Origin of the sequence: Herbaspirillum lusitanum (genome assembly GCF_046025995.1) — a bacterium.
GTDB classification, from domain to species: Bacteria; Pseudomonadota; Gammaproteobacteria; order Burkholderiales; family Burkholderiaceae_D; genus Herbaspirillum; species Herbaspirillum lusitanum_A.
In genome coordinates this window covers 270,689-294,740 of sequence record NZ_JAQQFM010000005.1, presented here as the reverse complement: position 1 = coordinate 294,740, position 24,052 = coordinate 270,689, and the positions used below count along the sequence as shown (strand labels likewise).

The 24,052-nt window shown below is 61.1% G+C and carries 20 protein-coding genes; 13 read left to right on the top strand and 7 right to left on the bottom strand.

The features are described 5' to 3' along the window. Positions 1-60: 60 nt before the first annotated feature. The 3 genes from cphA to PQR62_RS12595 all read left to right on the top strand — a co-directional run bounded on the left by cphA (position 61) and on the right by PQR62_RS12595 (position 3,446). Complete coding sequence (gene cphA, locus PQR62_RS12605) at positions 61-2,634, top strand: cyanophycin synthetase (protein WP_408158294.1); 2,574 nt, start codon at positions 61-63, stop codon at positions 2,632-2,634. Between the two features lie 96 nt (positions 2,635-2,730). Beyond that, positions 2,731-2,967 carry a hypothetical protein gene (locus PQR62_RS12600; RefSeq protein WP_408158293.1) on the top strand — a complete coding sequence of 79 codons (237 nt, stop codon included), beginning with the start codon at positions 2,731-2,733 and terminating at the stop codon, positions 2,965-2,967. A gap of 173 nt (positions 2,968-3,140) precedes the next feature. Then, positions 3,141-3,446, top strand: a complete 306-nt coding sequence (locus PQR62_RS12595) for a hypothetical protein (protein ID WP_408158292.1) — start codon at positions 3,141-3,143, stop codon at positions 3,444-3,446. A 143-nt stretch (positions 3,447-3,589) separates the two neighbouring features. On the opposite strand, the gene PQR62_RS12590 is transcribed toward PQR62_RS12595, so the two are convergent. The 5 genes from PQR62_RS12590 to PQR62_RS12570 form a co-directional block, all read right to left on the bottom strand. Beyond that, positions 3,590-3,820, bottom strand: coding sequence for a hypothetical protein (locus PQR62_RS12590; protein WP_408158291.1), 231 nt, complete (start codon positions 3,818-3,820; stop codon positions 3,590-3,592). A gap of 110 nt (positions 3,821-3,930) precedes the next feature. Continuing rightward, positions 3,931-4,467 carry a peptide deformylase gene (gene def, locus PQR62_RS12585; RefSeq protein WP_408158290.1) on the bottom strand — a complete coding sequence of 179 codons (537 nt, stop codon included), beginning with the start codon at positions 4,465-4,467 and terminating at the stop codon, positions 3,931-3,933. A 202-nt stretch (positions 4,468-4,669) separates the two neighbouring features. Further along, positions 4,670-5,548, bottom strand: a complete 879-nt coding sequence (gene galU, locus PQR62_RS12580) for a UTP--glucose-1-phosphate uridylyltransferase GalU (RefSeq protein ID WP_408158289.1) — start codon at positions 5,546-5,548, stop codon at positions 4,670-4,672. 139 nt (positions 5,549-5,687) lie between these two features. After that, complete coding sequence (gene ligA, locus PQR62_RS12575; RefSeq protein WP_408158288.1) at positions 5,688-7,733, bottom strand: NAD-dependent DNA ligase LigA; 2,046 nt, start codon at positions 7,731-7,733, stop codon at positions 5,688-5,690. Positions 7,734-7,783: 50 nt separating this feature from the next. After that, positions 7,784-9,121, bottom strand: a complete 1,338-nt coding sequence (locus PQR62_RS12570) for a cell division protein ZipA C-terminal FtsZ-binding domain-containing protein (protein WP_408158287.1) — start codon at positions 9,119-9,121, stop codon at positions 7,784-7,786. A 215-nt stretch (positions 9,122-9,336) separates the two neighbouring features. On the opposite strand from PQR62_RS12570, the gene PQR62_RS12565 reads away from it, so the two are divergent. Then, positions 9,337-9,522 carry a hypothetical protein gene (locus PQR62_RS12565; protein ID WP_408158286.1) on the top strand — a complete coding sequence of 62 codons (186 nt, stop codon included), beginning with the start codon at positions 9,337-9,339 and terminating at the stop codon, positions 9,520-9,522. Between the two features lie 191 nt (positions 9,523-9,713). Here PQR62_RS12565 and smc read toward each other — a convergent pair whose 3' ends face one another. Together smc and PQR62_RS12555 are read right to left on the bottom strand one after the other, a co-directional pair. Continuing rightward, entirely contained in the window at positions 9,714-13,250 is a 3,537-nt protein-coding gene (smc, locus tag PQR62_RS12560) for a chromosome segregation protein SMC (RefSeq protein WP_408158285.1), read from the bottom strand. Positions 13,251-13,536: 286 nt separating this feature from the next. After that, positions 13,537-15,324 carry a methyl-accepting chemotaxis protein gene (locus PQR62_RS12555; RefSeq protein WP_408158284.1) on the bottom strand — a complete coding sequence of 596 codons (1,788 nt, stop codon included), beginning with the start codon at positions 15,322-15,324 and terminating at the stop codon, positions 13,537-13,539. A 132-nt stretch (positions 15,325-15,456) separates the two neighbouring features. Between PQR62_RS12555 and PQR62_RS12550 the strand changes: the two genes are divergently transcribed. From PQR62_RS12550 to PQR62_RS12510, 9 genes are all read left to right on the top strand, one after another. After that, positions 15,457-15,678, top strand: coding sequence for a hypothetical protein (locus PQR62_RS12550; protein WP_408158283.1), 222 nt, complete (start codon positions 15,457-15,459; stop codon positions 15,676-15,678). Next, positions 15,675-16,883, top strand: a complete 1,209-nt coding sequence (gene dapC / locus PQR62_RS12545; RefSeq protein ID WP_408158282.1) for a succinyldiaminopimelate transaminase — start codon at positions 15,675-15,677, stop codon at positions 16,881-16,883. The genes PQR62_RS12550 and dapC overlap by 4 nt, the downstream gene beginning before the upstream one ends. A gap of 85 nt (positions 16,884-16,968) precedes the next feature. Next, positions 16,969-17,805 (top strand): 2,3,4,5-tetrahydropyridine-2,6-dicarboxylate N-succinyltransferase, encoded by an 837-nt coding sequence (gene dapD / locus PQR62_RS12540; RefSeq protein ID WP_408158281.1) that lies wholly within the window; start codon positions 16,969-16,971, stop codon positions 17,803-17,805. A 93-nt stretch (positions 17,806-17,898) separates the two neighbouring features. Further along, positions 17,899-18,258 carry an ArsC family reductase gene (locus PQR62_RS12535; protein ID WP_408158280.1) on the top strand — a complete coding sequence of 120 codons (360 nt, stop codon included), beginning with the start codon at positions 17,899-17,901 and terminating at the stop codon, positions 18,256-18,258. Positions 18,259-18,260: 2 nt separating this feature from the next. Beyond that, entirely contained in the window at positions 18,261-19,388 is a 1,128-nt protein-coding gene (gene dapE / locus PQR62_RS12530) for a succinyl-diaminopimelate desuccinylase (protein ID WP_408158279.1), read from the top strand. Between the two features lie 125 nt (positions 19,389-19,513). Continuing rightward, the gene (gene prmB, locus PQR62_RS12525; RefSeq protein ID WP_408158278.1) at positions 19,514-20,404 is read left to right on the top strand and encodes a 50S ribosomal protein L3 N(5)-glutamine methyltransferase; all 891 of its coding nucleotides are present in this window, start codon (positions 19,514-19,516) and stop codon (positions 20,402-20,404) included. A 234-nt stretch (positions 20,405-20,638) separates the two neighbouring features. Further along, on the top strand, positions 20,639-22,690 hold the full coding sequence (locus tag PQR62_RS12520) for an ATP-binding cassette domain-containing protein (RefSeq protein ID WP_408158277.1): 2,052 nt from the start codon (positions 20,639-20,641) through the stop codon (positions 22,688-22,690). A 253-nt stretch (positions 22,691-22,943) separates the two neighbouring features. After that, positions 22,944-23,072, top strand: coding sequence for a hypothetical protein (locus PQR62_RS12515; RefSeq protein WP_408158276.1), 129 nt, complete (start codon positions 22,944-22,946; stop codon positions 23,070-23,072). A 98-nt stretch (positions 23,073-23,170) separates the two neighbouring features. After that, positions 23,171-23,986 carry a cystine ABC transporter substrate-binding protein gene (locus tag PQR62_RS12510; RefSeq protein WP_408158275.1) on the top strand — a complete coding sequence of 272 codons (816 nt, stop codon included), beginning with the start codon at positions 23,171-23,173 and terminating at the stop codon, positions 23,984-23,986. The last annotated feature ends 66 nt before the right edge of the window (positions 23,987-24,052 follow it).

Sequence of the window (24,052 nt, the reverse complement as noted above, 5' to 3'; positions counted from 1 at the left end):
CGGCAATGCCAGACAAGCAGTACATCAGAGCCCTTTAAGAGACACTCAGGAAAACAGTTCATGGACGTATCCCGAATTCGCGCACTGCGCGGCCCGAACCTGTGGAGCAGGCACACTGCGATTGAAGCCATCGTCTCCTGCCCCGAGACCGAACGTGTCATCGATGACATGCCCGGCTTCGAACAGCGCTTGCGCGCGCGCTTCCCGCAAATCGGTTTTCTGCAGCCGGACGGCGGCACCCAGGCGGTGTCGATGGCGCATGCACTGGCCGCCGCAGCGCTGGCCCTGCAATCGCAGGCCGGTTGCCCGGTGACCTTCAGCCGCACCGTCTCGACGCTGGAAGCCGGCGTGTTTCAGGTGGTGGTCGAATACACCGAAGAAGCGGTCGGCCGCCTGGCGTTCAGTCTGGCCGTCGATCTGTGCAAGGCCGCCTTCGACGACACGCCCTTCGACGTCACGCCGGCCCTGGCGCAAGTGCGTGAACTGGACGAAGACGTACGCCTCGGCCCCAGCACCGGCTCCATCGTCAACGCTGCGCTGCGCCGTGGCATTCCCTATCGCCGCCTGACCGACGGCAGCATGGTGCAGTTCGGCTGGGGCAGCCGCCAGAAGCGGATTCAGGCGGCTGAAACCAGCCACACCAGCGCCATCGCCGAATCGATCGCGCAGGACAAGGATCTGACCAAGATGCTGCTGCACGCCGCCGGCGTGCCGGTGCCGAACGGCCGCGTGGTCACCACGGTGGAAGAGGCCTGGGCCGCCGCCGATGAAATCGGCTCGGCGGTCGTGATCAAGCCGCTCGACGGCAATCAGGGCAAGGGTGTGGCGGTCAACATCAGCAGCCGCGTGCATATCGAATCCGCCTTCCGGGCGGCGGCAAAGATCAGCGATGAAGTCATCGTCGAACGTTATCTGCCCGGCCACGACTATCGCCTGCTGGTGATCGGCAACAAGCTGGTCGCCGCTGCGCGCCGCGATCCTCCGCAAGTCATCGGCGACGGCATCCATACCGTGCGCCAGCTGGTCGATCAGGTCAATCTCGATCCGCTGCGCGGCGACGGCCATGCCACTTCGCTGACCAAGATCCGCATTGACGAGATTGCGCTCACCGTGCTGTCTGGCCAGGGCCTGACATTGGACTCGATCCCGGCGCAAGGCGTGCGCGTGGTGTTGCGCAATAACGCCAACCTGAGCACCGGCGGCACCGCCACCGACGTCACCGACGACGTCCACCCGGACATGGCGGCCCGCGCCATCGCCGCCGCGCAGATGGTCGGCCTCGACATCTGCGGCGTCGACGTGGTCTGCAATACCGTGCACGCCTCGCTCGAAGAACAGGAAGGCGGCATCGTTGAAGTCAACGCCGCGCCCGGCCTGCGCATGCACCTCTCGCCGTCCTACGGCAAGAGCCGCGACGTCGGCGAAGCCATTATTTCCACCATGTACGACGACGGCGACGACGCCCGCATTCCGGTAGTGGCCGTCGCCGGCACCAACGGCAAGACCACCACCGTGCGTCTGATCACCCACCTGCTGGCCGAAAAGGGCCTGCGCGTCGGCATGACCAACACCGACGGCGTCTACATCGACAAGCAACGCATCGACACCGGCGACTGCAGCGGCCCGCGCAGCGCACGCAATGTGCTGTTCCACCCTGACGTCGACGCCGCCGTGCTGGAAACAGCGCGTGGCGGCGTGCTGCGTGAAGGTCTGGGTTTCGACCGCTGCCAGGTGGCCGTGGTCACCAACATCGGTCTGGGCGATCACCTCGGCCTGAGCTACATCAGCACCGTGGAAGACCTGGCCGTAGTCAAGCGCGTGATTGTGGAAAACGTGGCGCCGACCGGCACCGCCGTGCTCAACGCGGCTGATCCCATGGTCGCAAAAATGGCTACCTCCAGCCCCGGCGCAGTGACCTTCTTCGCGCTCGACCCGCAACATCCGATCATGGCCACGCATCGCGCTCAGGGACAGCGCGTGGTGTATCGCGACGGCGGCGACATCGTGGCCGCGCAAGGCGATTTCGAGAAGCGTCTTCCCTTGTCCGCCATTCCTTTAACGCGCAGCGGCGGCATCGGCTTCCAGGTTGAAAACGTGATGGCTTCGGTCGGCGCGGCCTGGGCGCTGGAGCTGGACTGGAATCTGATTTCTTCGGCGCTGCGCAGCTTCATCAGCGACGCCGATACCGCTCCCGGGCGTTTCAATCTGTTCGACTATCGCGGCGCCACCCTGATCGCCGACTACGGCCACAATCCGGACGCCATTGCGGCGCTGGTCAAGGCGGTGGAAAGCATCCCGGCCAAGCATCGCTCGGTGGTCATCAGCGGCGCCGGCGACCGGCGCGACATCGACATCCGCCAGCAGACTGAAATCCTCGGCGAAGCCTTCGACGAAGTGGTGCTGTATCAGGATCAATGCCAGCGCGGCCGGGTCGATGGGGAAGTCATCGCACTGCTGCGCGAAGGTCTGGTCAATGCCACCCGCACGCGTGAAACCAAGGAAATCTACGGCGAGTTCCTGGCCATCGATACTGCGCTGGCATCGCTCAAGGAAGGCGATCTGTGCCTGATCCTGATCGACCAGATCGAAGAAGCGCTGGCGCACATCGCCATGCGGGTAAAAGAGACAGCCTGATTTCGCCCGCGAATGAAATGACGGGGCCGATCCGCGATCTGCCCCAATCAGCGCCGACAAGGCAAAAGCCGGTGAGAATTTTCACCGGCTTTTTTCATGCGCGCCGCAATAAGCCTTGATTCTTCCGCCCTGATTCACCAACTTTTATTCGGCGGTACATGGCAAAAATCACAGCGCCTATCCTGTTGCGAGAGTTTTTGTTACAACAATGCGTGGGAGAAACACCTGAATGTCGACGTCGAAAAAACGCCGAGCAAACATGTCGTTCAGCTTGCGCAAAGCCTTGTGGAGCAAGCCCTGAAGGCAATCACATCGGCATTGAAAACGCGCTGAATCAGGCCGCTCAAGATGAATTTGCAACAGGTGACAGCGTGCTCGTCTGTCATCCTCGCGCGATTTGTCCCACAGCGATAGCTGGGCCGCACTGACTGCACGCAAGCCAGAAGTTTTCTATTCTGGCTTCACGTTTCCGCACTTGCCGAAACGACCAACCAAGGAGATCAACTATGTCGATCAAAATGATAAGCGCTTTGGTGGCCGCGGCTGCTTTCAGTACCGGAGCATTCGCCCAGTCCACTTATACCCCGACGCAATCGAGTGACTATTCTTCGCAACCGTCGCAATCGTATCAAGGCCAGAGCGACAGCGGCTATTCCAGCGCGACCGGTGCTCCTGCCTACACCGCCGATCCGGCTTGGATGCCACAGAACGGCGCCTATGTGGATCACGACTATCAGGAAGTGCGCGGCCAGCCTAACAGCTATGCCCGCGACATGGCTGACGGTCCTATGGGCACCTCGCCAGGTTCGTGATCGAGGGGCTGATGGAATTGCTGTTCCAAGCAATTTCTCGGACGTCTCGGCCAACAGCCCCGCCTTCATGGCGGGGTTTTACTTTGTGCGCGCCGGTTTCCTGCAGACGCGCTCGTCACGTCGAATGTCAGACCAGAACTGTCTTAGAACTGATTCTGGTCGATCCAGTCGCCGGAAAAATCGAGGATATAGGCAATCGCCTCATCTTCGGTAGGAAACACGCTGGTCGGCGTGCGGCGCTCGTAGCGCACTTCCTCCGTGCCCGACAGTTTGGAACGGATCTCGAAACAGGCTGCATAACTGCCGTCATCCTGCTGCTCGACCTGCGGTACGACGCGATGGCCCTTGTAGGGAAATCCCGGATGTTCACTCATGATGTTTGTTTCCCTTGCGCTGCTTTAACCTGCTTGTCCGCGCGAGCGCGGCGCTGCTTGATTCATGAACGATGACCGACGAAAAATGAGGGCGGCGACGCCTTCAGCGCTCAGTCATCCTGATTCGGATCCATTTCCGGGAACAGCACTTCCGTAAAACCGAATTGTGAAAAATCGCGAATGCGCATCGGATACAGGACGCCCTCCAGATGATCGCACTCATGCTGCACCACGCGTGCATGGAAGCCATCCACGGTGCGATCAATGACATTGCCCTGCTCATCGAAGCCGGTATAGCGCAGACTGTGCCAGCGCGGCACCACGCCGCGCATGCCGGGCACCGAAAGGCAGCCTTCCCAGCCGTCTTCGATTTCTTCCGACAGCGGCGTCAGCACCGGATTGATCAGCACGGTCTCCGGCACATCGGGCGCATCGCCCTCGCGCGCCTGTTTGCTGAAGCCGAAAATCACCAGTTGCAGATCGACGCCGATCTGCGGTGCGGCCAGGCCTGCGCCATTGACGGCGCGCATGGTGTCGAACATGTCTTCGATCAGGCAGCGCATCTCGGGCGTATCGAATGCGGTCACCGGCTGCGCCTGACGCAGCAAGCGCGGATCGCCCATTTTCAGGATTTCACGAATCGCCATGAGGCTTGCTCTCCACTACGGAATTGAGACATTGAGGGAAGGATTGAATTGCCATTCAGATGCAGCTTGCCGAACACATCGCCGCATCTGAATGAGCAAATCCCGCCTCAGCGGGATTTGCCATGATGACTACCGATTGCCTTGCATGATATCGACTGCAGCAGCAATCGGCTGCAGCACGATCATGCAGGATCATGCGCGATTATCCCAGTTGCTTGAGAAATTCGCTCAGACCGGCGCCGGTTTCAGGATGCTTCAGCCCCATCGCCACGGTCGCCTTCAGATAGCCGAGCTTGGAGCCGCAATCGTAGCGCTGGCCCTGATAGCGATAAGCCAGTACCGATTCCGCCTGCATCAAGGCAGCGATACCGTCGGTCAGCTGAATCTCCCCGCCGGCGCCTTTGCCTATGGTTTCCAGGTAATCGAAAATACGATTGTTCAGCACGTAGCGGCCGACCACCGCCAGCGTCGACGGTGCATCGTCCGGCGCCGGTTTTTCGACGATGGCGTTGACGCGCTCCAGATCCGGCTGATACGAGGTGGCGCTGACAATACCGTATTGCTTGGTGTCGCTGCGCGGCACGTCCTGCACCGCCAGCAGGCTCATGCCTTCGCGCTCGTAGACTTCGGTCATCTGCGCCATCACCGGCTTGTGGCCTGCGTCGACGTCCATGAAATCGTCGGCCAGCAGAATCGCAAACGGCTCTTCACCGATCACCGGACGCGCGCACAACACGGCGTGACCCAGACCCAGCGGCGCCGATTGGCGGATGAAGATGCAGTTGACGTTCTTGGGCACCACATTGCGCACGATCTCCAGCAATTGCTTCTTGCCGGCGGCTTCCAGTTCCGCTTCCAGCTCATAGGCCTTGTCGAAGTGATCTTCGATGGCGCGCTTGTTGCGGCCGGTGATGAACACCATGTCGGTGATGCCGGCAGCGACTGCCTCTTCCACTGCGTAGTGAATCAGCGGCTTGTCGACGATGGGCAGCATTTCCTTTGGCTGAGCCTTGGTTGCCGGCAAAAAGCGGCTGCCTAATCCGGCCACAGGAAATACTGCTTTGGTAATCTTCTTGATCATTGCTTCTCCGAGATAAAAACAAACAGGTGTTTCAATAACTCACTCTTACGCCGGGCTCGCTACAGGCTCTGCCCGACTGCAATTGTTGTTGTCAATCAATACTCGCAGCGCGCGATACTTCATTTGCAATCTGCAAACTTCACGCGCTGCAAAGCGCTTTCAGACCGTCTTCATCCAGAATCCGGATGCCCAACTCTTCAGCCTTGGCCAGTTTGCTGCCGGCTTCCGCCCCGGCAACAACGTAGCTGGTCTTCTTCGATACGGAGCCGGTGACCTTGCCGCCGGCCGCTTCAATCATCTGCGCGGCTTCGTCGCGCGACATGTTCGGCAACGTGCCGGTCAATACGAAAATATTTCCCTGCAGCGGCTTGGGCTGGCTGTCCGAGCCTGCATGTTCAGGCCAGTGCACGCCGACCGCGCGCAACTGCTCGACCAGTTCGACATTGAGCGCGTCGCTGAAGAAAGCGCGGATCGAACTGGCTACCACCGGGCCGATGTCGGCCACTTCCAGCAATTGTTCTTCGCTGGCCTGCAAGACCTTGTCCAGATTGCCGAAGTGACGTGCCAGCTCCTTGGCGGTAGCCTCGCCCACATGGCGAATGCCGAGCGCGTAGATGAAGCGCTGCAGCGTGGTGTCCTTGGATTTCTGCAATGCATCCAGCACGTTCTGGGCCGACTTCTCGGCCATGCGATCCAGCTCCGCCAGGGCGCTCAGACCGAGACGATACAGATCGGCCGGCGTGTTGACCACATTGCGGTCCACCAGTTGTTCGACCAGTTGCTCGCCCAGGCCCTCGACGTCCATGGCGCGGCGCGAAGCGAAATGCTGCAGACCGCCCTTGCGCTGCGCCGGACATTTCAGCCAGCCGCCCGAGCAGCGGGCAATGGCTTCATCTTCCAGCCGCACGATGTCCGAACCGCAGATCGGGCAGTGCGTCGGCATCACAAACTGGCTGGCGTCGGCCGGACGTTTTTCAGGCACGTAAGCCACCACTTCCGGTATCACATCGCCGGCGCGGCGCACGATCACGGTGTCGCCGATCTGGATATCCTTGCGCCGCACTTCATCTTCATTGTGCAGCGTGGCATTGGTGACCGTGACGCCGCCCACGAACACCGGCGCCAGTCGCGCGACGGGGGTGATGGCGCCGGTGCGTCCAACCTGCACTTCGATGCCTTGCACCACCGTCAGCGCTTCCTGCGCCGGGAATTTGTGCGCCAGCGCAAAACGCGGTGCGCGCGAGACAAAGCCCAGATGCTTCTGCTGATCCAGGCGATCGACCTTGTAGACCACGCCATCGATTTCGTAGGGTAATTTCTCGCGCCTGGCGCCGATGCCGGCGAAGAACTCCAGCAAGCCAGCCGCGCCGCTGACCACTGCGCGCTCCTTGCACACCGGCAGTCCCAGCGCCTGATACCAGTCGAGCAAAGCCGAGTGCGAAGGCGGCATGTCCATGCCTTCCAGCACGCCGATGCCATAAGCGAAGAAACGCAAGGTGCGCTGCGCCGTGATGCGCGAATCAAGCTGACGCAGACTGCCGGCGGCGGCGTTGCGCGGATTGGCGAACTCTTTCTGGCCGGCGTCGCGCTGACGCTGATTGAGTCGCGCGAAATCATCCTTGTACATCAGCACTTCGCCGCGCACTTCCAGCACCGTGGGGATGTTCTTGCCATGCAGGCGCAGCGGAATTGCGCGCACGGTGCGGATATTGGTGGTGACGTTTTCACCGGTGGTGCCGTCGCCGCGCGTGGCGGCCTGCACCAGCAAGCCGTCTTCGTAGCGCAGGCTGATCGCCAGACCATCGAACTTCAGCTCGGTGGCGTAGCGCACGCTCTGTTCGGTGTCGAGGCCGTCCATGACGCGCTTGTCGAAGGCTTCGATATCCTCGCTGCTGAAGCCGTTGCCGAGCGACAGCATCGGAATCGCATGCCGCACCTGATCGAATTGCGGCAGCGGCGCAGCACCCACACGCTGGGTCGGCGAATCGGAACTGAGCAGTTCCGGGTGTGCGGTTTCCAGCGCCTGCAATTCCTGAAACAGGCGATCGTATTCGGCGTCGGGAATGCTGGGCTGATCCAGCACGTAGTAGGAATGATTGTGGCGATTGAGTTCCTGGCGGAGCTCAAGCGCACGGGCAGCCCAGTCTTGCGACGGGCCGCCTGCGATGGTTGAATCTGCTGGCATCTTGAGAAACGTGGAGGCTGACGATACTGAGTGCCGGCGAAAATCGCCGGTCAGCTGAACAGACGCGTGGCGCGCGTCGAACCGGCCGGAATATCAGCCGACTCCATCGCGCTGTAGAAAGCGCCGACTTGTTCGGCGATGTCGGCCAGCGCCGCATCGGACAACATCTGATCGCTGTCGTCGACCATGGTGCCGCCCAGGCGGGCCGACAGCGACCGTGCGCAGGCCACCAGTGCGCCGTAGCCGTCGCGCGAAGGCGCAACCCGGGGCACATCCAGCAACAAGGTCAGACGGTCGGTGGTTTCATCGGCCTGCGATGCATTGGTGGATAACGCAAACAACACCTCGCCCTCGCCGTCCTGCATCACCAGATAGCCTTCGGTGCGACGGTCGAAGCCCTGACGCGTCAATGCCGTCAGCAAGGTCGCCAGATTCCAGGGCGCGCCGTTGGTGTGTACATTCACGCTCAGTTGCACGTCGTGGTCGGCGATGAACTGATGCAGAGCCTGTGCGGTTCTGATGACGTCCATCATGTCAGGCAGTTCAGGTTCGCCGTTCAGGCTGTCGGTCAGATCGCGCAGACGCATGACCATTTCCGAGTACTCGATTTCGTTGAGCGCATTGCTGCGGTTGGCCAGTTGCACGCCGGCCAGCAGCGCCGAATACACGCCGCCGTGCGCAATGCCTTCCCACTCGCCATCGGCGGTGCGGCCGATGAAATGCACCGGCTTGTTGCCGACATGGCGCAAACTCTGCAGCGCGGGCAACAGTTTGTCGCCGCGCACCGCGGTATCCAGCGCGATCGGGATATTGCAGTCGATCAGCTCATCCACCGGCAGATCGCGCTGTGCTTGCGGCTGCAGTTTGACCTGCATCTCAGGCGGCGGCGCAAAGCTCGGCATGGTGTCCTGCTGCTCTTCGGCGCCGGCGATGATTTGCGCGACCGTCGATTGCGGCGCGGCCGCCAGAGTTTCGGAGATCACTGCATCGCGATCATGTTCAGCGTCGCGCGTGGCCACCGGCGCATCACCGAGGTAAGGCTCTATCTGTTCGTGTGCAGAAGCCTCGTTCATATAGGCTTTCACCGGTGCCGACACCGGCTTGCGTTCGGGGATCTCATACAGGCCCGGTTCGGCGCGCTCATCTTGATCATCGTGATCATGTTGTCCGCCGGCTTGCGCCCGCGCCTCGCGCGCGGCCTTACGTTCTGCTGCGGCGAGGCCGTCGGCTTCGGCCTGATCCGGCGTCATCAGCACGTCGTCATGGGAAGAAGAAAAAGCGCGCTCGACCGTCTTGCGCGCCTTGTGCTCCTGCCATTTGTTATAGGAGAAAACGGCCACCACAAAGACGCCGCCGATCACAATCAGGCTGGTTTGAAGATCCATCATGCTGTATGCACCTTCAGGCTGGCAGGGGAAAATGCAGCGCGGCAAACAGCGGCGCTACCGGGAATGTAACCAGGGGCAAGACTGCGCATGCGCATAGAAATGCCTGACTCAAAAAAACTGCTCATTGAAGGAATCCGAAATCCTAAAAGTCCAAGAGGCTGATACGCGGCTTTGCGCGCTTGCGCCATGCATTCCAGGAGAAGCAACGCAGTCCGATGCAGCATCGGTCGGCGGGCTTGATATCCGCCGCGCCGATGGATGACCTGAACATCGGCGCAGATACTGGTGAAGCGGGCAGCGGCAAGAGTCGCGATCAAGATTTTATTATTTTTTCCGGGCTGATTATTATCGATACGGCCTGCATTTTCGGCACGGCACGCACTGTTCCGCACTGTCCATAACCAGCCGCAATCCATATCCGGCAAGGCCGACGCGAGCGCCGGAGGGTAAGACAAGGCAGTCAGGGTAGTGTTCCGCCCGGGGCTTGTCAAGCCGACAAAGGCCCGTGAGCCCCGCGCCAAAACTGCTTGCCGTTCCTTGCAAAGCCGTCGCCGGGCGCCGGCTTGCATGAATGACAAGTAACTCCCTTGCATCAGGCCGCCTGCTCCGACGACGAGAAGTTGGAGGCCGCTTCCATGTCGACTGCCACGATGCGCGACACACCCTGCTCCTGCATGGTCACGCCGATCAGTTGCTGCGCCATTTCCATCGCGATCTTGTTGTGCGAGATGAAGAGGAACTGGGTGTGCTCGGACATGCGCTTGACCATGTTGGCGAAGCGTTCGGTGTTGGCATCGTCCAGCGGCGCATCGACCTCGTCCAGCAAGCAGAACGGGGCCGGGTTCAACTGGAACATGGAGAACACCAGCGCGGTCGCTGTCAGCGCTTTTTCGCCGCCCGAGAGCAGGTGAATGGTCGCGTTCTTCTTGCCCGGCGGTTGCGCCATGACCTGCACGCCGGAGTCCAGAATCTCGTCGCCGGTCATGATCAGCTTGGCCTGGCCGCCGCCGAACAGAATCGGGAACAGCTCCGAGAAGTGACCGTTGACCTTGTCGAAGGTATCTTGCAGCAGGCCGCGTGTTTCGATGTCGATCTTGTGAATCGCATCCTGCAGCGTGGTGATGGCTTCGTTCAGATCGGCGTGCTGGGCGTCGAGGAAGTTCTTGCGCTCGGAAGCCGTCGCCAGTTCGTCCAGCGCGGCCAGATTGACGGCGCCCAGCGCCGTGATGGCATTGGTCAGGCGCGTTACTTCGCCTTGCAGATACTGAGGGCGCATGTCGCTGGTCAGCTTCTCGGACAACGCCGCTTCGTCGGCCTGCGTCTCGGCCAGCGCCTGCGAATACTGTTCCTGATTCAGGCGCGCCGCCTGCTCCTTCAACTGCAATTCGGTGATGCGGTCGCGTTGCGGCTGCAGGCTGCGTTCTGCCTGCATGCGGCTTTCTTCATGTCCGCGCAATTGCTGCGACAACTGATCCAGTTCGTGGCGGGCATCGGCCAGCGCACGTTCCTGCTCGGTGCGGCGATCCAGCAACTCCTGCAGACCGGCCTGCGCAGCCTGATCGTCCAGACTTTCCAGTTCCAGGCTGCCTTGCTGCATGCTGGCGAACAGTTGCGCCGCCTGCTCCAGCGCGGTGGCGATGTTGCGCTTGAGTTCGTCGATCTTGCTGCGATGCGACTTTTCGGCGAACTCGGTTTCCTGCGCGCTGCGTTCCAGCTCGCGCAGACGCTGACGGGCGTCGTTGAGCTGCTGTTCCTTGCTCAGATAATCGGTCTGGCCGTTTTCGTGCGATTCCTGCAGTTCGGCCAGCTCGATGTCGAGCTGCTCGAAGCGCGCTTCGGATTCAGCCTGAATCTGTTGCTGCTCGCCTTCCTGCGCCTGAATTTCCGCAAGGTCGGCCACGATCTGGGTGCTGCGCTGGTTGAAGCGCTCCTGCACTTCGGTCAGTTTCATCACTTCGATCTGCAAGGCATGCGCCGACTGCGTCAGGCCGTTGACGCGCTGACGCAGTTCCTGCAAGCGTTGCGAAGCGCTGCTGAGCGCAGCTTCTGCGCGCACTGCGCGAGTCTTGGCTTCTTCCGCCAGCATGTATTGCGCACGCTGCTGCTTGGTGATGTTTTCGATTTCCTGCTGGCGCGCCAGCATGCCGTCCTGCTCCGAATCGGAGGCATAGAAACGCACGCTGGACTGGCTGATCACGTGGCCCTGACGCGTCACGAACAGCGCGCCGGCCGGCAACCTGGCGCGATCGGCAAACGCGGTCGCGGTGTCGTCGGCGATGTAGATGTCGTTGAGCCAGTCCAGCATCAAGGCGCGCAGACCGGGATCGTTCAGTTGCAGCAGATTGATCAGCGGCTTGAGGCCGGGTACCTGTTGCGGCGAATCTTGGGCAGCGCTGATGCCGGCATTCGGCGCATACAGCGCCAGTTTGGCCGGCGGTGCGTCGCTGAAGAAGGCCTTGGCCCAATCCAGATTCGACATTTCCAGCGCCGACATGCGTTCGCGCAGCACGGCCTCCAGTGCGGTTTCCCAGCCCTGATCTATGTGCAGCTTCTGCCACAGGCGCGGCAACTCGGCCAGACCGTGCTTTTCCAGCCAGGGCTGGACCTTGCCTTGCGCCTGCACGCTTTCCTGCAGTTGCTTGAGGGCGCTCAGACGCGCTTCGAGCTGGGCATTGCTGGAGGTTTCCTTGCTGACCAGCTCTTGCGAGGTGCGGCGTTCCTCTTCCAGACGCGGCAGTTGCTCCTGCGCCTCTTCCAGCTGCATGCTGCCTTCTTCCAGCGAAGCCTGCTTTTCTTCCAGCTGCATCTTCAGATTCGCCAGATGCGACTCGTCCGGCAGGTTGAGGCCGTTCTTTTCCTGCATCAGGCGTTCGCGACGCGACGCCAGGCCGGACAGAATATTGGAAGCATTGCGTTGATGCGTCGATTGCAGTTCGATCTGCTGCTGCACTTGCATGATCTTGGCGCGCGACTCGGTGGTCTTGAGCTGCGACTCACGCCATGCCTGCTCCAGCGAGGGCAGTCTGTCGTTGGCGTCGTGCACAGCCTGCTGCGACTGTTCGACGCGCATGCCGAACTCTTCCAGCGCGATCTCGGCTTCGGCCAGCTCGTCCTGCTGCTGCGAACCCTGGCGTTGCCACTGGTCGCGCTGCGCGGTGAGCGAATTCAATTGCGACTGCAGACGATTGCGCGATTCGATGACGAACTTGATCTGCGCTTCCAGACTGCCGATTTCGGAGTTGGTCTGATACAGATGGCCTTGCGCCTGATGCAAGCGGTCGCCGGCGCCGTAATGCGCCTGGCGCATGTGTTCCAGCTCGAGCTCGACGTGGCGCAGCTTGGCGGTCTGCTCTTCCAGATCGATCTGGGCGCGCTCGATGTCCTTGAAGAATTTCTCTTGCTCGGCCTTGGCCTCGTTCTTGCGTAGCAGCCACAGCAGCTTCTGCTTTTCTTCCTGATCGTTTTGCAACTCGTGGAATTTCTTGGCGACCGCGGCCTGCGCTTCCAGCTTTTCCAGATTGGCGTTCAGCTCGCGCAGAATGTCATCCAGACGCACCAGATTTTCGCTGGTGTCGTGCAGGCGGTTTTCGGTTTCGCGGCGGCGCTCCTTGTACTTTGAGACGCCGGCGGCTTCTTCCAGGAAAATCCGCAGCTCTTCAGGACGCGCTTCGATGATGCGCGAAATCATGCCCTGCCCGATGATCGCGTAAGCGCGCGGGCCAAGGCCGGTGCCGAGGAAGATGTCCTGAATGTCGCGACGGCGCACCGCCTGATTATTGATGTAGTAGCTGGAAGTGCCGTCGCGCGTCAGCGTGCGCTTGACCGCGATCTCGGCATACTGGCTCCACTGCCCGGCGGCCTTGCCCAGCGAGTTGTCGAACACCAGTTCGACCGAAGCCCGACCAGCCGGCTTGCGATTGGTGGAGCCGTTGAAGATGACGTCCTGCATCGATTCGCCGCGCAGTTCCGAGGCCTTGGACTCGCCCAGCACCCAGCGCACCGCATCGATAATATTTGATTTGCCGCAACCGTTAGGCCCCACCACGCCCACCAGCTGGCCCGGAACGTGAAAATGAGTAGGATCGACAAAAGACTTGAATCCAGACAGTTTAATGGAAGTTAAGCGCACGTTATCGACTGATCAAGCTGTTTTAGAGAAGACGGACAAAATTCGCCGCAGAAGGCCGGTATCATAACATTGCAGGTGCACAAAGCAGGTATTTAGCGCGTCCGGCGGCCTTCCGGGATATCCGCGAGCGGCGCTCAGGTCAAGTCAGCGGCGCGCCGCCACCTTCAACTTTATTCAGGCTTGAAGCAAATCGATTTCGATTTCAGCCCGGCAATGCAAACGGGCCGGATGATCCGGCCCGTCTCGTCATGCTGATCTACTCACTGCCCGGCTAAACCACACCCACTCAGAAAGTCTCCCAACCGTCCTCATCGTTTTGCGGGGCCGCCGGCTTCCTGGGAGCCGCTGCGGCAGCGGCTGCCGGCTTGGCGCTTGCGGGCTTGGACGGCGCAGCAATACGCGGCGCGGCGCTGCTGTTGTTGCGTGCCGCCAGCGGCTTGGCAACTACCGGCGGACGTTGCACCGCCGCTTTCATAGACGGTGCCACCGGCATCGCTGCGGCATGGCCGAGTCCGGCGTCAAATTCGCTGTCGGTGCGGAATACCGCCACCGCCACCTTCAGCTTGCGCGCCTGATCTTCCAGCGAACCGGCCGCTGCGGCCGCTTCTTCCACCAGCGCAGCATTTTGCTGAGTCACCTGATCCATCTGGATGATGGCCTGGTTGACCTGTTCGATGCCGCCGCGCTGCTCTTCCGACGCCGAGGCGATCTCGCCGACGATATCGGTCATACGGCGTACCGCGCCCACCACTTCATCCATGGTCTGGCCGGCGCGCGCCACCTGCTCCGAACCGCTGCCGACGCGCGAGACCGAGTCTTCGATCAGTTCCTTGATTTCCTTGGCGGCCTGCGCGCTGCGCTGCGCCAGACTGCGCACTTCGGACGCCACCACCGCGAAACCACGGCCTTGCTCACCGGCGCGGGCGGCTTCCACCGCTGCGTTCAGGGCCAGAATATTGGTCTGGAAGGCGATGCCATCAATCACCCCGATGATGTCGGCAATGCGGCGCGAGCTTTCGGTAATGCCCTGCATGGTCTGCACCACCTGCCCGACCACCTCACCGCCGCGCAAGGCGATATCGGAGGCGCTGTTGGCCAGTTGCCCGGCCTGACGCGCGTTGTCGGCGTTCTGCTTCACTGTGGAAGTCAGCGTGTCCATGTTGGACGCGGTGGTCGCCAGCGAACCGGCCTGCTGTTCGGTGCGCGAAGAAAGGTCGAGATTGCCGGCGGCAATTTCGCGGGCGCCGACATCGATGGCATCGGTGCCGAGGTGAATGCCCTTGATCACGGTGGCCAGACGTTCACGCATGCTGGCCATTTCAAACAGCAGACTGCTCTTGTCGCCCGGCCGCGTCTGCACCGCCACGGTCAGATCGCCGCCGGCGATGCGGGTGGCGATATCGACCGCGTAGGCCGGCTCACCGCCCAGACTGCGCGTGATACGGCGAATGATGGTCAGCATCATGGCCGACACCACCACGCCCACGATCACCAGTATTCCCAGCAGCTTGAACAGACTGGAGCGGAATTCAGCCTCGACGTCATTCATGAAGACGCCCGATACCAGATTCCAGTCCCAGGTCTGGTTGTGAATCAGATAACTCAGCTTGAGTGTGCGATTGGTATCGTCCGCGCCCGGCAGCCGGCCCATGTATTCGACGAAGCCGCGCTGCTGTTCTTTGCCGACCTTGACCATTTCCACGTAGTAAAGCTTGCCGTCGCTGTCCTTGCGGTCGCCCACATTCTTGCCAACCACCGCCTTGTTGGTCGGGTGCATCAGCACCACCGGCTTGGAATCGAACACGAACAGATAGTTGTCGCCGTCATAACGCATCGCCGAGATGCGCTCCAGCGCGCGCTTCTGCGCTTCCGCCAGTTCCAGCTTGCCGCCGGCCACGTCCGCCACATAGGCCTTGACCACACCGTCGGCCGCCTCGACCACGCGCCGCAGACCGGCCTTGCGCTCTTCCATCATGTTTTGACGCGAGTTGAACGCCGACCAGGTGGCCAGCACCAGCAAACCGGCCCACATGACGACCAGGGCCAACAGCAATTGGGACTTCAGACTTTTCATTTTCTTCTCCGCTTGGGATCCACGCAGCAATTTAGGCAAACCTCGACAATAAACGCTGGCAGCCAGGCACCAAGCCGAGAACAGATGAACTTAGCCCCTTCGATTGCAGAAATTGCCCACAGGAAATAATCGATGAACAAGACTTTCGGTGAAGCCGCTCAAACCGAAGCGCGCCCGAAGTTTGCTCAAATCGCAAGCCACCACCTGTACGCGGCGGACAAGTATAATGGCGGGCTTCGATCCGTTCGCCGCCGCCAATCCATCGCGCGGCCAGCCGGCAGACCGTCACACCGTCTGAACATCGAACCGTCGAACCCTGGTTTGTCGCCCTCATTTTCTTTGCCGCCGCCGTGAATCCATTACTCGATCAGTTGCAACCCTATCCTTTCGAAAAGCTGAAGAAGCTGTTCGCCGATGTCACGCCCGCAGCCGGCCTCAAGCCGATCAGCCTGGGCATAGGCGAACCCAAGCATCCGACGCCGGAACTGATCAAAAAGGCGCTGACCGACAATCTGGCCGGTCTGGCAACTTATCCGAGTACGCTGGGCACCGAGGCGCTGCGCAAGGCCATCGCCGGCTGGCTGGAACGCCGCTATGACTTGCCCAAGATCGATGCCGCCACGCAGGTATTGCCGGTCAATGGTTCGCGCGAGGCCTTGTTTTCGCTGACCCAGACCGTGGTCGACGCCTCGCGTCCGGGCGCGCTGGTGATGTGCCCGAATCCGTTTTATCAAATTTATGAAGGCTCGGCCTTTCTGGCCGGCGCGCTGCCCTACTTCGTCAACTCCGACCCGGCGCGCAACTTCGCGCCCGATTTCAGCCTGGTGCCGGAAGACGTCTGGGCCCGCGTGCAATTGCTGTTCGTGTGCTCGCCGGGCAATCCGACCGGCGCCGTGCTGTCGCTGGACGACTGGAAGGAATTGTTCGATCTGTCGGATCGCTACGGCTTCGTGATCGCCTCCGACGAGTGCTATTCGGAAATCTATTTCAAGGACGAGGCACCGCTGGGCGGCATGGAAGCGGCACACAAGCTGGGCCGCAGCGATTATCGCCGTCTGATCTCGTTCTCCAGCCTGTCCAAGCGTTCCAATGTGCCGGGCATGCGCTCCGGCTTCGTGGCCGGCGATGCCGCCATCCTGAAGAAATTCTTGCTGTACCGCACCTACCACGGCGCGGCGCTCAATCCGGCGGTGCAAGCCGCCTCGGTGGCGGCCTGGAACGATGAAACCCACGTTCAGGAAAACCGCGCCAAGTACATTGCCAAGTTCGCTCAGGTGACCCCGCTGTTGCAGCAGGTCATGGATGTCGCATTGCCGGACGCCAGCTTTTATCTGTGGGCGCGCATCGACCAGAGCAGCGGCTTGTCGGACGTCGAATATGCCAGGCGCCTGTATGCCGAATATAATGTCACCGTTCTGCCGGGCAGCTATCTGGCGCGCGACGCCCACGGCGTGAACCCCGGCGCCGGCCGCATCCGCATGGCGCTGGTCGCCGAAGTGGAAGAATGCCTTGAAGCGGCGCACCGCATCGTCGAATTCACCCAGAAACTGAAAGCCTGACACCTGAAGGCCCGGCGCATCTGATCCGGGCCATCCGGCCAGCCATTTTTTCTCATTTTTCATCCAACCGTTCATAGATATCAACATGACACAATCCATTCAGCAAATCATCGATCAGGCGTGGGAAGACCGCGCCAGCCTGTCCCCGAAGTCCGCTCCGGCCGACATCCGCAATGCGGTCGCCGAAGTGATCTCCGGCCTGAACGATGGCACGCTGCGCGTCGCCGATCGTCAGGGCGTCGGCCAGTGGCAGGTCAACCAGTGGGTGAAGAAGGCCATCCTGCTGTCGTTCCGCCTGGAAGACAACGTGGTGGTCTCGTCCGGCGTCGCCGGCTATCCGCAGTTCTACGACAAGGTGCCGACCAAGTTCGCCAACTACACCGCTGAAGACTTCGCCAAGGGCGGCTTCCGCGTGGTGCCGCCGGCAGTGGCGCGTCACGGTTCCTTCATCGGCCGCAACGTGGTGCTGATGCCTTCCTACGTCAACATCGGCGCTTACGTCGATGAAGGCGCGATGGTCGACACCTGGGCCACCGTCGGCTCGGCTGCCCAGATCGGCAAGAACGTTCACCTGTCCGGCGGCGTCGGCATCGGCGGCGTGCTGGAGCCGGTGCAGGCCGGCCCGGTCATCATCGAAGACAATTGCTTCATCGGCGCCCGTTCGGAAGTCGTGGAAGGCGTGATCATCGAAGAAAACTCGGTGCTGTCGATGGGCGTCTACATCGGCCAGTCGACCAAGATCTATGACCGCGAAACCGGCGAAGTGCATTACGGCCGCGTGCCTGCCGGCTCCGTCGTGGTGCCGGGCAACCTGCCGTCCAAGGATGGCAAGTACAGCCTGTACGCAGCGATCATCGTCAAGAAGGTCGATGCCCAAACCCGTTCGAAGACTTCGATCAACGAACTACTGCGCGGCGAATAATTCCTGACGCAGTGTAGTACCCCGCGCCGCGCCGGCTGTCGAGTACGCCGGCGCGGCGTCGTGTTCTGAAGCATCCCCATCGAGAACGAAAGCATGGCAAAGAACATCACGCTGTACGGCATTCCGAACTGCGACACCGTCAAGAAAGCCCGCGTGTGGCTGGACGAGCAAGGCATCGCCTATACCTTCCACGATTTCAAGAAGGCAGGCCTCGACGCGGCGCAGGCGCAAGCCTGGCTCAAGGACGTCGAGCGCGACGTGCTGGTCAACCGCAAGGGCACGACCTGGCGCGCACTGACCGACGAGCGCAAGGCAGCGATCACCGACGACGCGGCTGCAGTCGCACTGATGGTGGAGAACCCTTCCGTGGTCAAGCGCCCGGTGCTGTTCGACGGCAAGCAATATCACGTCGGCTTCAAGGCCGACCAGTATCAACACATTTTTGAAGACTGATCATGAGCAAGACGCTGGCCCTGACCCAGGAACTGATTTCCCTCTCCTCCGTCACCCCTGAAGACAAAGGTTGCCAGGCGCGGCTGGCGGAACTGCTGGCGCCGCTGGGCTTCGTGTGCGAAACCATCCAGTCCGGCGAGGTCACCAATCTGTGGGCGCGCAAGGGCACGGCGCAGCCGCTGCTGGTGTTCGCCGGCCATACCGACGTGGTGCCGACCGGCCCGCTTGAAAAATGGCAGTCGCATCCCTTCCAGCCGACCGAGCGCGACGGCAAACTGTTCGGGCGCGGCGCGTCCGACATGAAAACCTCGATCGCGGCAATGGTCGTGGCCTGCGAAGAATTCATCGCGGCCCATCCGGAGCACAAGGGTTCGATCGGCTTCCTGATCACCAGCGATGAAGAAGGCCCGGCCACCGACGGCACCGTGGTGGTCTGCAACGAACTCAAAGCGCGCGGCGAGCAACTGGATTACTGCATCGTCGGCGAACCGACTTCCGCCAAACAGTTGGGCGACATGATCAAGAACGGTCGTCGCGGCACCATGTCCGGCAAGCTGACGGTCAAGGGCATTCAGGGCCACATCGCCTATCCGCAACTGGCGAAAAATCCTATCCATCTGGCCGCGCCGGCGCTGGCCGAACTGGTCGCCGAGCAATGGGATCAGGGCAATGAATACTATCTGCCGACCTCGTGGCAGATGTCGAACATCCACGGCGGCACCGGCGCATCAAACGTGATTCCGGGCGAGGTGGTGATCGATTTCAATTTCCGTTTCTCGACCGCCAGTACGGTGGAAGGCCTGCAGCAACGCGTGCATGCCATCCTCGACAAGCACGGCTTCGACTACGACCTGAAGTGGACCGTGGGCGGCCGCCCGTTCCTGACGCCGCGCGGCGATCTGAGCACCGCACTGGCAGCGGCGATCAAGGATGAAACCGGTCTGGAGACCGAACTGTCGACCACCGGCGGCACCTCCGACGGTCGCTTCATCGCGCAGATCTGCCCGCAGGTGATCGAGTTCGGTCCGCCCAACGACAGCATCCACAAGATCGACGAATACATCGAACTGCGCTACATCGATCCGCTGAAAAACATCTACCGCAAGACGCTGGAAAACCTGCTGGGCTGACGCTGCACCGACCCCGTCGGCAGCATGCATCGCCATTCCGGCCTACACCGGAATGGCGCAGTATTTTTAAAGACGCCATCGACCAGGGCGAACAAGCATCAGCGAACTCACCAAGAGATCAGACCATGACACCGAACAATTTTTCTACCGTACGCGATCTGCTGCGTTACGCCGTTACCCGTTTCAACACCGAGAAACTGTTCTTCGGCCACGGCAGTACCAACGCGCTCGACGAAGCCGCCTATCTGATCCTGCACACGCTCAAGCTGCCGCTGGATCAACTGGATCCTTTCCTCGATGCCCGTCTGCTGCAAAACGAAGTCGATGCCTTGCTGAACATCATCGAGCGCCGCTGCACCGGCCGCGAACCGGCCGCATACATCACCAACGAAGCCTGGCTCAGCGGCTATCGCTTTTACGTCGATCAGCGCGTGATCGTGCCGCGCTCCTTCATCGCCGAAATCATCCCCGATCACTTCGTGCCCTGGCTGCAGGATCCAGCCGCAGTCGAGCACATTCTTGATCTCTGCACCGGTTCGGCCTGCCTGCCCATCCTGATGGCGGATGCTTTCCCGGAAGCGCAGATCGACGCCGTCGATATCTCGAAGGATGCGCTGGCAGTGGCGCGCCGCAACGTCGATGATTACCAGATGCAGGCGCGCATCAATCTGGTCGAATCCGATCTCTACACGCAACTGCCGCCACGCAAGTACGACCTGATCATCAGCAATCCGCCGTATGTGAATTCGGGCTCGATGTCCAAGCTGCCCAAGGAATATCTGCACGAGCCGCAACTGGCGCTGGCCGGCGGCGACGATGGCATGGATCTGGTGCGCAAGATCGTGGCCGGCGCCGCGGAACGGCTGACGCCGAACGGCATATTGGTGGTGGAAATCGGCAATGAACGCGCCTTCGCCGAAGCCGCCTTCCCCGAGCTGGAACTGACCTGGGTCTCGACCAGCGCCGGTGACGACATGGTGTTCCTGCTGACCGCCGAGCAGTTGCAGCTGAGCTGAGAGGCATCCGGCGCAGGCTCGGATGCCAAGGCAGGCGGCGAGCGATGTCCCCGATGTCGCGTGCCGTGATTCGCGGATTCGCGGATTCACGCATTTTCGGATTCACGATTTCATTGATTTACCGATTGACTGATTGATTGATCGACTCTTGCAGGCGGCTTTCGCCTGTTCATTTTTTTGCAGCGTCATGCTCGTTTTTCGCGATGGCGCCGCGCCCTCACCTTTGATTTGGCAATGATTCGTTTCCAGCAAGTTTCCCTCGCCCGCGGCATCAAGCCTTTGCTTGAAAATGTCGACGTCACGCTCAATCCCGGCGACAAGATCGGTCTGATCGGCGCCAACGGCGCCGGCAAGTCCAGCCTGTTCGCAATGCTGCGCGGCGAGCTGCATGCGGATCAGGGCGACATCGACTTCCCCAGCAAGTGGCGCATGGCCTACGTGGCGCAGGAAACCCCGGCGCTGGATCGCGCTGCGCTGGATTACGCGATCGACGGCGACGTTACTTTGCGCAAGCTGGAAGCCGAACTGGCAATCGCCGAAGCGGCTCCCGAGAGCATGGAAAACGGCACCCTGATCGGTGAGCTGCATGGTGCGCTGGCCGATGCCGATGCCTACACCGTGCGCTCGCGCGGCGAACAATTGCTGATCGGTCTGGGCTTCACGCTGGAGCAGATGCAACAGCCGGTGGCCAGTTTTTCCGGCGGCTGGCGCATGCGCCTCAATCTGGCGCAGGCGCTGATGTGTCCTTCCGATCTGCTACTGCTCGATGAACCGACCAATCACCTGGATCTGGACGCCATCATCTGGCTGGAAGACTGGCTCAAGCGCTATGCCGGCACGCTGGTCATCATTTCCCACGACAGAGATTTTCTGGATGGCGTGGTCAACGTCATCGTCCACATCGACGAGCGCAAGCTCAAGCGCTACTCGGGCAATTATTCCGCCTTCGAACGTCAGCGCTCGGCCCAGCTGGAACTGATGCAAGGCATGCTGGAAAAGCAGACGCGCCAGCGCGCTCACCTGCAATCCTTCATCGATCGCTTCAAGGCCAAGGCCAGCAAGGCGCGTCAGGCACAGAGCCGGATGAAGGCACTGTCCAAGATGGAAGAGCTGGCGCCGCTGCGCGCAGCGGCCGAGTTTTCATTCGAATTCCGCGAGCCCTTGTCGGCGCCGAATCCGCTGCTGGTCATGGAAAAGGTCAACGCCGGCTATCGCATCGAAAATCCGGATGACGGCAGCTTCCAGGAAAAAGCCATCGTGCACGGCATCGACTTTTCTCTGCAGACCGGGCAGCGCATCGGCCTGCTGGGCGTGAACGGCGCCGGTAAATCAACCCTGATCAAGACCGTTGCCGGCGAGCTCAAGGCGCTCAACGGCACCGCACAATTCGGCAAAGGCCTGGTGATCGGTTACTTCGCTCAGCATCAGGTCGAAATGCTGCGCCATGACGAATCGCCGCTGTGGCATCTGGCGCGCATCGCGCCCAATGTGCGCGAGCAGGAGCTGCGCAACTTCCTCGGCAGCTTCAACTTCAACGGCACCATGGCCTCCTCCAGCATCGCCCCCTTCTCGGGCGGCGAAAAAGCGCGGCTGGCGCTGGCCCTGATCGTATGGCAACGTCCGAATCTGCTGTTGCTCGATGAACCGACCAATCACCTGGATCTGGAAACGCGAGAAGCACTGACCATGGCGTTGGCGCAGTTCGAAGGCACATTGGTTCTGGTGTCTCACGATCGCCATCTGCTGCGCGCGACCACCGACCAGTTCCTGATCGTGGCCGACGGCAAATTGCAGCCCTTTGACGGCGATCTGGACGACTACAAGGATTGGCTCTTCAAGACCAAGCTGGCGGCCAAGAATCTGGCGGCGACTGCGGCCACAAATACGGCAACGGCAACCCCGGCGCCGGTCAAGGCGATTGCAGTCGCTGCCGCGCCGGCAGCAGCAACACCGGCGCCGGCGCCGGCGGCCAAGGCTGCGCCCGAACCTGCAGGCGGCGACCGCCGCGAACAAAAGCGTCTGGAGGCCGAACAACGGCAACGCACGGCCGCGCAGAGAAAGCCGATTGAGACCCGCATCAAGCGCCTGGAAGAGCAGATCGCCAAGGCCAATGCGCGCAAGGCTGAAATCGATGCGCGCCTGGCCAGCCCTGACATCTACGACGACGCCAACAAGCAGGAACTGAAGACGCTGATCACCGATCAGGCTTACTGCATCAAGGAACTGGACCAGCTGGAAAACGACTGGCTCGGACAGCAGGAACTGCTGGAACAGATTCAAGCCTGAAGTTGAATCGGGTTCTGAAGATCGTTCCGATTCTGATCAATTTCTTCGCCAGAGACCGACGCGGCCCGCCGCAAGCAGCCGGAAGCTTGCGGCAGCCAACGATGGATTACTGCTCCACGATCCGTTCAAATCCACGGCCTTGCAGCTTGAGGCAGGCCGCTGCCCGGTCAGATCGACCAAAGCCCCATTTCCCGCAAGGCTCATCCGCGATGCAGGCCGGCGCTGAACAAGGGGCTGGCTCGGGCTTGAGCTGGTGCTGGTGCTGGTGCTGGTGCTGGTGCTGGTGCTGGTGCTGGTGCTGGTGCTGGTGCTGGTGCTGGTGCTGCGACGCGATGCGCCGGGGCATGATGCGAATCAGACGGCGGAAGCCGGCGCGGCATGAGCTTCTTACATGTTTGTCTAAAGCGAGTGCTTGCGAAAAATGAACCATGAGGCAATATGCACGTCCATGTTCATCTGTATTTCGAAAGGATAAGAAAAATGACAACGACAAGCTTGCGCACACTCATCAAACTGCCCCTGCTGCTGGCAGGCCTGACGCTGGCGGCGGCCAGCCTGAATGCGAGCGCTGCCGACGTGCTGGACAGCATCAAGTCGCGCGGCACCCTGAAGGTGGCGCTGGAAGGCAATTACCCGCCCTTCAATTTCAAGGATCAGAAGACCGGACAACTGACCGGCTTTGAAGTCGACGTCGCCAATCTGCTGGCAGCGAAACTGGGCGTGAAGCCCGAGTTCACCACCACCGAATGGAGCGGCATTCTGGCAGGTCTGGGCGCCGGCAAGTACGACGTCATCATCAATCAGGTCGGCATCACCGACGAACGTCAGAAGGCCTTCGATTTCTCTGACCCGTACACGCTGTCGAGCGCACAACTGATCGTGCGCAAGGACGAGAAGCGCGAATTCAAAAGCCTGGAAGATCTGAAGGGCAAGAAACTCGGCCTCGGCCAGGGCACCAACTTCGAGCAGAAGGCCAAGAGCATTCCCGGCATCGACGTGCGCACTTATCCCGGTGCGCCTGAATATCTGGCCGACCTCGCCAGCGGCCGCATCGATGCGGCGCTCAACGACAGCCTGCTGGTCGGCTATCTGCTGAAAAACGCCAATCTGCCGCTGAAGGGCGGCGCACCGGTCGGCACGGTAGACAAGATCGGCATTCCCTTCCGCAAGGGCAATCCTGAATTCAAGGCCGCGCTGAACAAGGCGCTGGCGGAGATCCAGAAGGATGGCAGCTTCAAGGCGGCATCCATCAAATGGTTCGGGATTGACGTCAGCAAGACACCGACCGCACAATAAGCCGTTGCCGGTTACAGCCTGACCGGCAGGCCGCCCGCACCGGGCTCGGCCTCACCACAATATCCC